This window comes from Arthrobacter gyeryongensis (genome assembly GCF_039543785.1).
GTDB lineage: Bacteria > Actinomycetota > Actinomycetes > Actinomycetales > Micrococcaceae > Arthrobacter > Arthrobacter gyeryongensis.
Genome location: NZ_BAABKK010000010.1, coordinates 234722 through 247329 on the forward strand (window position 1 = coordinate 234722; position 12608 = coordinate 247329).

A 12608-nucleotide genomic window follows, 5' to 3' on the forward strand; every position below is an offset into this window, starting at 1 on the left:
GGATCAGGCTCCGACGGGAACCGGCTCCTTCTTCCCCGCGTCCTTCCGGATGGTGGCGCTGATGACGGCGGCCACCGTGCACATCGCTGCCGCGCCGATCCATGCATAGGTGTAGTGGCCCGTGGCGTCCCGGATGTAACCCGCCAGCAACGCGGCGGCTGCGGCCCCGAGCTGGTGCGCGGCGAAGACCCAGCCGAACACCACCGAACCGTCCGCCCCGAACACCTTCCGGCAGATGGCCGCCGTCGGGGGCACAGTGGCTACCCAGTCCAGGCCGTAGACCACCACGAACAGGATCATGCTGGGTTGCACCGTGGACCCCAAGAGCACGGGCAGCACCAGCAGCCCGACCCCGCGGAACTGGTAATACACAGCCAGAAGCACCTTGGGGTTGAAGCGGTCCGTCAACCACCCGGAAGCGATCGTGCCCACGATGTCGAAGATCCCGACGACGGCCAGCAAGCCTGCTGCGGTGGTTTCCGGCATTCCGTGGTCGTGCGCCGAGGGAATGAAGTGGGTGCCGATCAGGCCGTTGGTGGTGGCACCGCAGATGGCGAAACCGGCAACCAGTGCCCAAAAGGTGCGCACTTTGCTGGCGCGTTTGAGGACCTGCAGTGCTCGCACCGCAGCGTTGGGCGTCTTGGCGCCTTCAGCTTGGGTGGCGTCCGCGACAGTGGCGGCTTCTGCCGTCGTCGGCTGCTCTTCTTCAGCACCGTAAGGCTGGACCCCGACGTCGGCCGGTGAGTTCTTGAGCCAGCGCAGCACGAGCGGCACGACGGCAAGCGCCCCGGCTGCGATGAGCAGCGAGGCGCCACGCCAGCCCGGGCTCTGCGCGAGCATCGCGATGAAGGGCAGGAACACAAGCTGCCCGGCGGCGCTGCCCGCCGTCAGTATGCCGATCACGAGTCCACGGTTCTTGGAGAACCACGTGTTGGCGATGGTGGCCGCGAAAACCAGGGCCATGGATCCGGTGCCGAGGCCGATCAGCACACCCCAGGTCAGCAGGATCTGCCAGGACTGGTTGACGAACACCGTCAGCGCGGAACCGAGGCCGATCAGGCAGAGGGCAATCGAGGTGACGGTGCGGATGCCGAAGCGTTCCATGAGCGCGGCAGCGAAGGGCGCGGTGAGGCCGAACAACACCAGGTTGATGCTGACGGCGAGCGACAGCACGGTTGTTGACCAGCCGAATTCCTGCTGCAGCGGCACCATGAGCACGCCGGGCGCTGCGCGGAACCCGGCAGCGCCCACAAGTGCCAGGAACGCGACGACGGCCACCGTCCAAGCGGGGTGGAGGCGCCGCTTCCGAGGGGCCTTGCCAACTGGGTTGCCGGCGGAAAGTTTGGTGGGATTGGGTGCGGTCATGCGGAGGGCTCCGATTCGTTCGGGAGGTCGCGTCTGGCGGGGGCAGTGGCCAAAGCCAACGGGTGTTCAGACCGCGTGAGGCTATGCCAGCTGGTGTTGGCGGCGGTCAGCCGGGACCCGCAGTGGGAGCAGGTATCAGCCGACGCTGTCGGCAGTCCGCAACCATTGTGGATCACGCGCATATGGGCGTTGTCCGCCGGGGCGTCGAGATGTTTTTCGGACCAGAGGATGATGGCGTTCAAGACAGGCAAGGCATCTTCGCCCTTGGGGGTGAGGACGTACTCCTGGCGCGTCCGGGCGCCGTCCAGGTAGGGCCGTTGGGCAAGGAGGCCCGCTTCAACCAGCCAACCCAGTCTTTTGCTGAGCACATTGTCTGCGATGTGGAGGCGGGTCTTGATGGCATCGAAGCGGCCGTTGCCGAAGAAGACCTCCCGCAGCACCAGGCTTCCCCAGGGGTCTCCCAGGATATCGAGGCCGCGGGCCAGGCTGCACGTCCGCTCGGACCAATCGGATCGTAAAGGCATGGTTCGAGATTAGCTGGCTTTTCTAAAGAAAGCTAGGTTACTTGGTGAGGGGAGACTCCACTCCTGACCATGTTTGAATGCAAATCGGCCGGGACTCGCCGCTGGGATGGCGCGTCCCGGCCGATCTGGTCATTCAAAAACGGTCAGAAGTTGAGAGGCTTTCAGTCAGTGATGTTGCCGATCGCCTGCTCGAGGTCCGCAATCAGGTCCTCGACGTCCTCGATGCCGCAGGAAAGCCGGATCAGGTTGACCGGAACGGCCAGTTCGGTGCCCTTGACCGAAGCGTGCGTCATCTCCGAGGGGTAGTTCATGAGGGACTCGATGCCGCCCAGGGATTCGGCCAGCGTGAAGACCTGGGTGGACTCTGCCACCTTGCGGGCAGCAGCTTCGCCGCCCTTGAACTGCACTGAAATCATGCCGCCGAACTTCTTCATCTGCTTGGCCGCGAGCTCGTGGCCCGGGTGGGAAGGCAGCCCCGGGTACAGCACGGCTTCAACCTCGGGGCGCTCAAGCAACCATTCGGCCACGGCCTGGGCATTCTCGCTGTGGCGGTCCATGCGCACGCCGAGCGTCTTGAGGCCACGGGTGGTCAGGAACGCATCCATGGGTCCGGACACGGCGCCGACAGCGAACTGCACAAAGCCGATCTTTTCGGCCAGTTCGGCATCCTTGACCACGATCGCGCCGCCCACGACGTCCGAGTGCCCGCCGATGTACTTGGTGGTCGAGTGGACCACGACGTCGGCACCCAAGGCGAGCGGGGTCTGCAAGTAGGGCGAAGCGAAGGTGTTGTCGACGACAAGGAGGGCACCGGCGTCGTGCGCTACTTTGGCGAGCGCCTCGATATCGGTGATCTTCATCATCGGATTGGAAGGAGTCTCCACCCAGACGATGCGGGTCTTGTTCGCCGCGACGGCCGCCGCAACGGCGTCAAGGTTGGACATGTCCACTGGTGTGTTGCCGATGCCCCACTCACCGAGCACGCGGCTGATGAGCCGGTAGGTTCCGCCGTAGGCGTCGTTGCCAAGGACGATGTGGTCGCCGGGGCGGGCAACTGCACGGATCAGGGAGTCCTCCGCGGCAAGGCCCGAGCTGAAGCTGTAGGCGTGGGTGCCGCCCTCCAGCGCTGCGAGCTGTTCCTGCAGCGCATCGCGGGTGGGGTTGGTGCCGCGGCCGTACTCGTAGCCGTCGCGCAGACCGCCTATGCCGTCCTGGGCATACGTCGAGCTGAAGTGCACCGGCGGAACCACAGCGCCGGTGCGGGGTTCGAAGGCCTGGCCGGCGTGGACGGCACGCGTGTTGAATCCTGCTTCGTTTGCAGACATATGAACTCCTAGTGTCAGTTGCTCAGGTAGGCGAGAAGGTCGTGGCGGGTCAGGATGCCCACGGGAGCTCCGACGAACGTCACCATGACGGTGTCGACGTCGGACAGCAGCTCGCGTGCGGCGGAGATGGTTTCCAGGAAGCCGATGACCGGCAGGCGCTCCCCCATGTGCTCGGAGATCTTGTCGGTCAATTTCGCCTCGCCGCGGAATAGCTTGGTGGTCAGCGTGCGCTCATCGACGGCGCCCAGGACCTCGCCCATCACCACAGGCGGTTCTTGCGAGAGGACCGGGATGTGCGAGACCCCGAATTCGTTCATGATGTTGATGACATCGCGGACGGTCTCATTGGGGTGGATGTGGACGAGGTCCGGCATCTGGCCGGTCTTGGACTTCAAAACCTCGCCAACCGAGGCCTCTTCGCCACCGGGGAGGAAGCCGTAGGAGCGCATCCACTTGTCGTTGAAGATCTTCGCCAGGTAGCCGCGGCCGGAGTCCGGCAGGATCACGACGACGACGGCTTCCTCGCCAAGGTCTTTGGCCACCTGCAACGCGGCAACTACTGCCATGCCCGAGGAGCCGCCGACCAGGAGGCCTTCCTCGCGGGCCAGTCGCCGGGTCATCTCGAAGGAGTCGGCGTCGCTGACGGCAATGACATCGTCCGGCACGGTCTTGTCGTAGTTGGCCGGCCACATGTCCTCGCCGACGCCCTCCACGAAGTATGGCCGCCCGGTGCCGCCCGAGTAGACCGAGCCTGCCGGGTCCGCGCCGATAACCTTGACGCGGCCGCCGTCGGACACCGGCCGGTTGGCGGACACGTCCTTGAGGTAGCGCCCCGTGCCCGTGATGGTGCCGCCTGTGCCCGCGCCGATCACCACGTGGGTGATCTTCCCGTCGGTATCACGCCAGATTTCGGGCCCGGTGGTTTCGTAGTGGCTGCCGGGGGCGGCGGGGTTGGAAAACTGGTCCGGCTTGTAGGCTCCGGGGATTTCGGACACGAGCCTATCCGAGACGCTGTAGTAACTTTGCGGGCTGTCCGGGGCCACGGAAGTGGGCGTGACGACAACTTCCGCACCGTACGCCTGAAGCACGGCACGCTTGTCCTCGCCCACCTTGTCCGGGACAACGAAGATGCATTTGTAGCCCTTTTGCTGGGCCACCAGGGCGAGTCCGACGCCGGTGTTGCCCGAGGTCGGTTCCACGATGGTTCCGCCCGGCTTGAGCTTTCCGTCCCGCTCTGCCTCCTCGATCATTTTCACCGCGATGCGGTCCTTGATGGAGCCACCGGGGTTCACATATTCGAGCTTCACCAGAATGGTGGCTTTGATGTCCCCGGTCACGTGGTTGAGCTTGATGAGGGGTGTATTGCCAATGAGGTCCAGGACGGACTGGGCGTACTTCATAGGTACCAAGTTACCGCCTGGTCGGGACTGCTCCTGTGCAGCCGAGGGTCGGGGTGGTGGCGGGTCGGCGTCCGCTCCCCGTGAGTGACATTGACCGTGCCATCGAGTTCTACCGCGACAAAGTGGGCTTCAACCTCGATCACAACACCACCAACGAGCACATGCACGTGGCGCAGCTTACCCCGCCAGGCTCCGGATGTTCGATCGTCGTCGGCGACCTGCCCGCGCAGAGCGAGATGGCGCCGGGTTCCATGCGGGGCCTTCAACTTGTGGTGGCGGATGCGCGCGCTGCACGCGAGGAATTGCTCAGCCGCGGAGTCGAGGCCAGCGAAATCACCGTCTTCGACGAGCGCGACGGCGGCACGTTCTTCGGCTTCAGCGATCCGGACGGAAACACTTGGGCGGTGCAAGAACTCAAGGTCCGCGCCGGGAAGCCATTGATTCCGGCGGAGTCCCGAGGGCGCTTCGGAGAGTAGTTTCGGGGGCGTAGGTCCAGCTCACTCGGCCGGTGCAGGGCCTGCTGCCGAAGAGTCGGTCTGCCAGAGGCCCAGGATGTTGCCTTCAGTGTCCTTGAAATAGGCGTAGTAGCCCATGCCCGGAACGGCGTCCTTGCCCTTGACCACTGAACCGCCCGCACTCTCGATTTGGCCGAGCGATGCCTCGATGTCTTCGACGTCGACCGTGATGATGGGAGTCTTCAGCTCTTCCGAGCGCGGGAAAAGTGCGCCATTGATGGCCCCCGGCGAGCTCGGCATGCCCGTCTGCGGGTCTGACGGCGTGGTGATTGCGATCGTGTAGTCCATCTCCTGCATGGGGTTGAGCATCCAGCCGAAGGCACCCTGGTAGAAAGTGTTGGCCCGCTCCTTGTCGTCCGCGGGGATTTCAAAATGCACAACACCGGCCATTGCGTTCTCCTGAAATTGTCATGGAAGGCGCAGACGCCCCGCGCCACACGTGGAGTCTAGTCGTGTGGGTTTCGCGGCGTAAGGGCTTGGACGCCGCACTTTTGGAGTGTTGTCGGACGAGCATGCGACCATGAATGAATGACCATCGTCGATGCCCCGCCCGCCGCAGCGGCTCCGTCCGACGCGTCCGTGCGATGGCACCCCGGCGGCCCCTTCGACCTTCTCCAGACCTTGGGAATCCTCATGCGCGGCAATGGCGACCCGTCCTTCGCGGCGCGGCAGGACGGCGTGTGGATGGCCTTCACGACGCCGGACGGTCCGGCAACGCTGCGCCTCACCGCCGCGGGAACCGGCCAAGACACCCGTGTCGATGCCCAGGCGTGGGGCCCGGGCGCGGGCTCCGCCATTGCCTCGGTGCCTGCGCTGCTGGGGAGCGGGGACGACTGGTCCGGCTTCGATGAAGCTGCGTTTCATGCCACCCTCCCGCGCATGGTCCGGGAAGCCCGACGCCGGAACCTCACCGTCCGTTTACCCACCACCGGCCGCGTGGTGGACTCCCTTGTGCCCACGATTCTTGAGCAAAAGGTCACGACTATTGAAGCCCGCCGGGGCTACCGCTACCTGATGTACCGCTACGGAACCGCAGCGCCCAGCACCGGCCGCCTATCGACGTCGGGCCTGCCGTCGGGCCTGATCGTCGCACCGACCGCCGCCCAATGGTTGGCCATTCCTTCATGGGAGTGGCACAAAGCGGGCGTGGGTCCCCAGCGTTCGGCAACAGTCATGCGGGCGCTGCGATCCGCCGTCGCGCTTGAACGGCTCGCCTCACTCAGCGCGGCGGAGGCCGGGGCCAAGATGCAGACCATTCCGGGCATTGGCATCTGGACGGCTGCCGAGGTGGTCCAGCGGACCCATGGATGCCCTGATTCGATCGCGGTGGGCGACTACCATCTGGCCTCGTACATCGGTTACGCGCTCACAGGCAGGAAAACGGACGACGCCGGAATGATCGCCCTCCTGGAACCCTGGCGTGGGCATCGGCAGCGGGTAGTCCGAATGCTCGGGCTCAGCGGCTTCCGCAAGCCGACGTTCGGACCGCGGATGACTATCCAGGACCACCGAGGACACTAGCAACGCGGGGTCACTTACGGCCCATGTTGCTGCCCGGCATGGGCCGTAAGTGACCCCGCGTTGAGGGTTTCGCCCGCTTGATCCGGACAATCAGGCCGGTGAACCCTTCGGCCAGGTCATCGGCGTTGACCTTGAAGTAAGACCAGCCGGCGCTGGTGAAAGCCTCGTCCCTCCGGTTGTCCCTTGTCTGCCGTTCCCGCGTGAGATGCGGGGCACCGTCATACTGCACGGCGATCCGGAATCGCCGGTACCCCAGGTCCGCGGAAGGCGACCACGGATCGTCCGGATCGAGACGGAGCTGCAATTCCGGTTCAGGCAATCGAGCATCCACCATGGCCAGCCGCAGGAATGTCTCCGGAAACGAATCTGCCCCGACGCGCATCTCTTCGAGAGCAAGCCGGGCCTTCTCCACGCCTTTCATGTTCGGATGCTGCCGGATCAGGAGCCGCAACCCTTCCTTGTTGGCGTAGGGCTCGGACCTTCCTTCAAGTCCCGGCCGGGGCATGCGGATCAACTGGTCACCCATGGCAATCACGTACCGCAGCGGCAACTGCTGCGCCAGGTCAAGCCACGTCCGGGGTGGAGAGGACACAGGAATTCCGTCAATTTCCGTGACTTCGTCCGGGAGGATACGGACTCGGTGCCCCGTCACTCCGGTTCGTCGGACCCTGGGAAGCGCATGGGGCTTGCTGAGGTGGACCGTCTCGCCGCCGCCCAGCCACGGAGGAAGGCCGAGGCGGATCAATATCGCAGCGCTCTCATGGGACACCCAGGCGCCCGGTGTTGCCGCGGCAAGGATCCGCGCCCTTTCGGCAAACTCAAACTCGCGACCCGCGGGCAAGTAGATCAGGCGGCCGCCGTCGGACACGTCCCTGGCCCGGAGCCGCTTCGGAGCGACGCCAAGCACGCGGGATTCATAGACCGTGAAAGGACGGTTACTGAGTTCCTTCGGCAGCGGAATGATGCGGACCATGGGATCCAGTTTGGCTGCAATTTGACCCCGCCGAGGAGTTATCCACAGGCAGACTTCCAACCAAGCCAACGCGGGGTCACTTACGGCCCATGTCGGGCAGCAACATGGGCCGTAAGTGACCCCGCGTTGGAATTAGAGTCCGAGGCGGGCGATCGCTTCTTCGCGCATGTCGATCTTGCGCACTTTGCCGGACACCGTCATGGGGAAGCTCTCCCGGATGTCCACGTAGCGCGGGATCTTGTAGTGGGCCAGTTTGCCGCGGCAGAACTCCTGCACGCCGTCCAAGTCCAAAGCTGCTCCCGGTTTGAGGATGATGCAGGCCATCAGCTCCTCGCCGTACTTGGCATCCGGAACGCCGATAACCTGGACATCCTGGATGGCGGGATGCCTGTACAGGAACTCCTCGATTTCGCGGGGATAGACGTTCTCGCCGCCGCGGATGACCATGTCCTTCATGCGGCCTTCGATCACGATGAAACCGTCCGGGTCCATCCGGGCCAGGTCGCCGGTGTGCATCCAGCCGTCGTCGTCGATAGCCTCGGCTGTCTTCCCCGGCTCGCCCCAATACCCTGCCATCACGGCGTAACCCCGCGTGCACAACTCGCCAATCCTGCCGCGTTCCAGGGTTTCGCCAGTGCCTGGATCCACGATCTTGGACTCGAGCCGGGGCATCGTGCGCCCTACCGTCGTGGTCCTCTGCTCCAGGGTGTCGGCCGCGAGGGTCATGGTGGACACGGGCGAAGTCTCGGTCATCCCGTAGCAAATGGCTACGTCCCGCATGTTCATCTCGGAGATGACATGTTCCATGACCTCGATAGGGCACAGTGAGCCGGCCATGACGCCGGTACGCAGCGTGGAGAGGTCGTAGGATGCGAAATCCGGCAAAGCCAACTCGGCGATGAACATGGTGGGCACGCCATACAGCGAGGTCCCGCCAAAATCCTGCACGGCTTCCAGTGCTGCGGCCGGCGTGAATCCGCGGCCGGGAATAATGGTGGCCGCGCCGAAGCTCAGGGCGTTCAGGTTCCCGATGACCATGCCGAAACAGTGGTAAAACGGCACCGGAAGGACCACGCGGTCGCGTTCCGTGTACCCCAGCAGCCGGCCGATCTGGTTGCCGTTGTTGAGGATGTTGTGGTGGGTCAGCGTGGCGCCCTTGGGGAAGCCGGTGGTCCCCGAGGTGTACTGCAGATTGATGGGATCGTGCGGGTCCAGTTCGGCCATGCGAGCCTTGAGCGCTGAGGGCGCGACGTCGTCCGCTCGCTTGAGCAGTTCGGCGTACGTCAGCTCGGCGACGGTTTGCGGTTCGCCTGCGTTGAGCATGTCCAGTCCCAGATCGGGAAGGAAGACCAGCTCCCGAAGCTCGGGGCAACTGGCCAAGGCCTCCCGGGCCATGCCCACATAGCCGCTGTTCTTGTCCGATGGTGCGGCCACCAGCATCCGCATGCCATTCTGACGGACCACGAATTCCAGTTCGTGGCTGCGATACGCCGGATTGACATTGACCAGGATCGCGCCAACCTTCGCCGTCGCGTATTGCAGGATGGTCCATTCGGCGCAGTTCGGGCTCCAGATGCCCACCCTGTCACCTTTGGCGACGCCCTTGGCGAGCAGCGCACGCGCGAGCCGGTCGACGTCGTCGTTCAGTTTTTCGTAGCTCCAGCGCCGAGCCTCGTCGCCGGGCACCACGGCGGCTTCGATCAGCGCATCCCGCAACGGAAACCGCGCCGCGACGCGTTCAAAGTTGGCGCCGATGGTCTCTTCAAGCAGCGGGACGTCAGTGTCCCCGGCTGTGTAGGAAAGCATGAACGCACGCTACCAACTCCGCGGGGCCAAGAGAAGACTTTTGCTTGGAAGTCCTACAAAATATTTCAGGACCTTGCCGGGCCAGCCGGTAATGTGAATCCCATGAGTGCACCCATTGACCTGCAGGCCACGTTCATTCCCAACGACGGCGAATACTTCCGCGTCAAGCTCGCTCTGGAAATCGCGATCGACGAAGTAGTGAACGAGCCCGGCTGCATCCGCTACGAGCTCACCGAAGCCAACGAGGACAAGCTGGTCCTGACCGAGCAGTGGGCCTCCGAGGAACACCTCGACATCCACTCCAAGGGCATCGCCGTCCAGGACCTCAACGAATCCCTCAGCGCACTGCTGGCGGAGCCTGTGATTCTCGAGCGCCTCTAGGAGTTTTCGGCTAGGAGTTTTCCGCGCGCTGCTTTGCGATATGCGCGTGGACCTCATCCATGTCGAGCCCCTTGACGGCCTCGATGACCTGCTCCAGCTGGGGTCCGTTCAGCGCGCCCGGCTGGGAGAACACGAGGACCTTTTCGCGGAACGCCATGAGCGTGGGGATCGAGGAGATCCCGGCTTCGGCGGCAAGCTGCTGCTCGGCCTCGGTGTCCACCTTGGCGAAGAACACATCGTCATGCTTCTCGGAAGCGGCCTGGTATGTGGGGGCAAACTGCCTGCAAGGGCCGCACCACGCAGCCCAGAAATCCACCAGGACAATGTCGTTGCCCTCGATGGTCGATGCGAACTGCTCCCCGGTGATGTCAACTGTAGCCATGCTTCCACGGTACGCGACCGCGCCCCCTAAGTCGCCTCTGTTCGCTACCCGGCAAACCGGGAATAAAGCACGACGGCGGGCGGCCGGTTTGGGGCCGACCGGTACCTTCGGCTAGTGCCAGAAGTGCGGGGCGGCCTTCCGGGCGCCGGGGAGCGCGTTGTTCTCGCGCCACTCGTGGATCCATTCCGGAAGCTCGAGGTCCGCGGGCGGCTCGCCGAACTCGGCCAGGATTTCCTCCTGGCTCACGGGCCGGCCCTTGTCGACAAGCCGGGTGGCAATGTGCGCGCGGGCGTAGATCTCGCCGTCCACCACCATGCGTTGTTCAAAGTAGATCGCCTTCGAATCGAGCCCGATGATCTTGGACTCGATGGTGTATTGCTGCCAAAGCTGCAACGACTTCCGGAATGCGATGGTCTCCCCTGCAGCCACGGGGCTCCAGCCCCGGCGGCGCATCTTCTGCCAGATCCCTGCACGCACCATAAGGTCGAAGCGTCCAAGATCCATCAGCGAGAAGTACATGCCGTTGTTTACGTGCATTGCAATGTCGATGTCCGTGGGCAGTACGCGCATGGGCAACGAGGACATACCCCACACACTGAGCCGGCTCCGCCTGGACGAGGTGAACAAGATCAAGAGGGTTCGCAGAAGCAAATGCATAACCGCCATGTTACTCCGCAGTAACATTTCGGGACAGTCTCGTTTTGTGTGTCGCTACATGGCATGTCGTTTACCACCAGTTCACATGCCGCGGGAAGAATGTCTGAAAACAAATTCCAGAAGGCACCAAGGAGATCCCGTGAGCACCACCCAAACCATCAGGGCACACGCAGAGGTGTGGCCGGAACTGCCGCTCCACCAGGAACTGGTGCTGCAGGACACCCGCGGCAACAGGATCGTGGGGACTTTGGACGGCATGACCGAGGATCGCAGCACGCTCTGGATCCAGTTGTCCGGAGGCCTGGGCCGGCAACTCGTCCACCATCAGGACGGATACTGGCTGGAGCCGGGCAGCGCGAGCTAATTGGGCTTTCGTCGTCGACACCCGAGTTCCGGTGTCGACACCCCAAATCCCTGACGACACCGGAATTCGGGCGTCGAGAGTCCATCCGCGCCTCACAGGAAATTTTCCGCGTCGAACGGCCCCGCCAAGAAAACACGGACAAACAAAAAATCCCCGGAACCATATGGTTCCGGGGATTTAATTTTGTGGCAGATGAGGGATTCGAACCCCCGTAGGCGTTGCCAGCTGATTTACAGTCAGCCCCCTTTGGCCGCTCGGGTAATCTGCCGAACTTCAAAAGAAGTCACTCCCGATCATCGTTTCGTTTCCGATCCGGTAAGCGCGAGCAAGACAACCTTACAGAACTTCTGCCGAAGAATCGAATCGAGGCCTCGAAGCCTCAAAACAGGCGAAAATCTCAGGCCCCACCAAATATCCGGCCAGCCAACTTGGCCTCGAAACTGGCTGCTTGCTCCAACGTGATCTGGTTGAGCTGAACGGCCCGCAACAAGTCCGAGTGGACACCATCCATCCGCGAAGCCGCATCAGGAACCGGGCTCAGGACCACGGACGCCGCGAGTGCCGCGGCTGCAACCGCGGTTGCGGCGGTGGTGGCGGCGGCTCCGATTGAACCGGCGGCGGCAGCGGCTGACTTGGTGACGTAACGGACGGCCTGGTTGCTCATAGTGCTCCCTTTCAGGATGGGATCTTCAAACTGGTACAACTCTGTCGGGGCAGTCTCAGTTCCGGCCATGCGTGTGCTGTGAGCGAACTGTGAACGCTCAGCACACGCCGGGCGCTTCCGTATTAGGCTGGTTGGCAGACAAAGCCGCCCGTTTCCGGGCCGCACGCAACAACCAAAGGAGAGTCATGGCAGGCGAATCCACATTCGACGTCGTCAGCAAGGTAGACAAGCAGGAAGTCGCCAACGCGCTCCACCAGTCCCAGAAGGAAATCGCACAGCGATACGACTTCAAGGGCGTCGGCGCGGAGATCGACTTCAGCGGCGAAAAGATCCTCATGAAGGCCAACTCCGAGGACCGCATCCTCGCTGTCCTGGACGTCTTCCAGTCCAAGCTCATCAAGCGCGGCATCTCCCTCAAGTCCCTCGACCAGGGCGAGCCCTACCCCTCCGGCAAGGAATTCCGCCTGGAATGCTCCATCAAGGAGGGCATTGCCCAGGACATTGCGAAGAAGATCAACAAGATCATCCGCGATGAAGCCCCGAAGTCCGTCAAGTCCCAGATCCAGGGCGACGAACTCCGCGTCACCTCGAAGTCCCGCGATGACCTGCAGGAAACCATGAACATCCTGAAGAAGTTCGAAGAGGTCGATCTCCAGTTCGTGAACTTCCGCAGCTAAGGCTTCGCTGCGGCCCAGGCCGCCATCCGGAAGTACGACGACGGCGCGTTGCCC

15 protein-coding genes and 1 tRNA gene are annotated in these 12608 nt (G+C 63.5%); 5 read left to right on the plus strand and 11 right to left on the minus strand.

Annotated features, from left to right (window positions below):
• Positions 1-3: 3 nt before the first annotated feature.
• From ABEA18_RS07835 to ABEA18_RS07850, 4 genes are all read right to left on the minus strand, one after another.
• The gene (locus ABEA18_RS07835; protein WP_345448683.1) at positions 4-1365 is read right to left on the minus strand and encodes an MFS transporter; all 1362 of its coding nucleotides are present in this window, start codon (positions 1363-1365) and stop codon (positions 4-6) included.
• Positions 1362-1889 (minus strand): winged helix-turn-helix transcriptional regulator, encoded by a 528-nt coding sequence (locus ABEA18_RS07840; RefSeq protein WP_345448684.1) that lies wholly within the window; start codon positions 1887-1889, stop codon positions 1362-1364. The genes ABEA18_RS07835 and ABEA18_RS07840 overlap by 4 nt, the downstream gene beginning before the upstream one ends.
• A 161-nt stretch (positions 1890-2050) precedes the next feature.
• On the minus strand, positions 2051-3214 hold the full coding sequence (locus tag ABEA18_RS07845; protein ID WP_345448685.1) for a cystathionine gamma-synthase: 1164 nt from the start codon (positions 3212-3214) through the stop codon (positions 2051-2053).
• Positions 3215-3228: 14 nt separating this feature from the next.
• The gene (locus tag ABEA18_RS07850) at positions 3229-4614 is read right to left on the minus strand and encodes a cystathionine beta-synthase (protein WP_345448686.1); all 1386 of its coding nucleotides are present in this window, start codon (positions 4612-4614) and stop codon (positions 3229-3231) included.
• A gap of 80 nt (positions 4615-4694) precedes the next feature.
• Here ABEA18_RS07850 and ABEA18_RS07855 point away from each other — a divergent pair, with 80 nt between their 5' ends.
• Entirely contained in the window at positions 4695-5090 is a 396-nt protein-coding gene (locus ABEA18_RS07855) for a VOC family protein (RefSeq protein WP_345448687.1), read from the plus strand.
• A gap of 21 nt (positions 5091-5111) precedes the next feature.
• Here the strand turns inward: ABEA18_RS07855 and ABEA18_RS07860 are convergent, their stop codons facing one another.
• A complete protein-coding gene (locus ABEA18_RS07860; protein WP_345448688.1) occupies positions 5112-5519 on the minus strand; it encodes a VOC family protein in 408 nt (135 codons plus the stop codon).
• 138 nt (positions 5520-5657) lie between these two features.
• Here ABEA18_RS07860 and ABEA18_RS07865 point away from each other — a divergent pair, with 138 nt between their 5' ends.
• Positions 5658-6650: a DNA-3-methyladenine glycosylase family protein gene (locus ABEA18_RS07865; RefSeq protein WP_345448689.1), complete on the plus strand. Its 993-nt coding sequence runs from the start codon at positions 5658-5660 to the stop codon at positions 6648-6650.
• A gap of 10 nt (positions 6651-6660) precedes the next feature.
• Here ABEA18_RS07865 and ABEA18_RS07870 read toward each other — a convergent pair whose 3' ends face one another.
• A complete protein-coding gene (locus tag ABEA18_RS07870) occupies positions 6661-7623 on the minus strand; it encodes a hypothetical protein (protein WP_345448690.1) in 963 nt (320 codons plus the stop codon).
• A gap of 132 nt (positions 7624-7755) precedes the next feature.
• Positions 7756-9429 (minus strand): AMP-binding protein, encoded by a 1674-nt coding sequence (locus ABEA18_RS07875; RefSeq protein WP_345448691.1) that lies wholly within the window; start codon positions 9427-9429, stop codon positions 7756-7758.
• Between the two features lie 102 nt (positions 9430-9531).
• Between ABEA18_RS07875 and ABEA18_RS07880 the strand changes: the two genes are divergently transcribed.
• A complete protein-coding gene (locus ABEA18_RS07880; RefSeq protein WP_345448692.1) occupies positions 9532-9810 on the plus strand; it encodes a putative quinol monooxygenase in 279 nt (92 codons plus the stop codon).
• A gap of 10 nt (positions 9811-9820) precedes the next feature.
• Here ABEA18_RS07880 and ABEA18_RS07885 read toward each other — a convergent pair whose 3' ends face one another.
• Positions 9821-10192, minus strand: a complete 372-nt coding sequence (locus tag ABEA18_RS07885) for a thioredoxin family protein (RefSeq protein WP_059387274.1) — start codon at positions 10190-10192, stop codon at positions 9821-9823.
• 111 nt (positions 10193-10303) lie between these two features.
• On the minus strand, positions 10304-10849 hold the full coding sequence (locus tag ABEA18_RS07890) for an acyl-CoA thioesterase (protein ID WP_345448693.1): 546 nt from the start codon (positions 10847-10849) through the stop codon (positions 10304-10306).
• A gap of 139 nt (positions 10850-10988) precedes the next feature.
• Between ABEA18_RS07890 and ABEA18_RS07895 the strand changes: the two genes are divergently transcribed.
• Positions 10989-11213: a hypothetical protein gene (locus tag ABEA18_RS07895; protein ID WP_332602775.1), complete on the plus strand. Its 225-nt coding sequence runs from the start codon at positions 10989-10991 to the stop codon at positions 11211-11213.
• Between the two features lie 186 nt (positions 11214-11399).
• Here the strand turns inward: ABEA18_RS07895 and ABEA18_RS07900 are convergent.
• Positions 11400-11481: transfer RNA gene (locus ABEA18_RS07900), tRNA-Tyr, on the minus strand.
• A 129-nt stretch (positions 11482-11610) separates the two neighbouring features.
• Positions 11611-11877 carry a hypothetical protein gene (locus ABEA18_RS07905; protein ID WP_345448695.1) on the minus strand — a complete coding sequence of 89 codons (267 nt, stop codon included), beginning with the start codon at positions 11875-11877 and terminating at the stop codon, positions 11611-11613.
• Positions 11878-12062: 185 nt separating this feature from the next.
• Here ABEA18_RS07905 and ABEA18_RS07910 point away from each other — a divergent pair, with 185 nt between their 5' ends.
• A complete protein-coding gene (locus ABEA18_RS07910; protein ID WP_236812384.1) occupies positions 12063-12554 on the plus strand; it encodes a YajQ family cyclic di-GMP-binding protein in 492 nt (163 codons plus the stop codon).
• Positions 12555-12608: the final 54 nt, after the last annotated feature.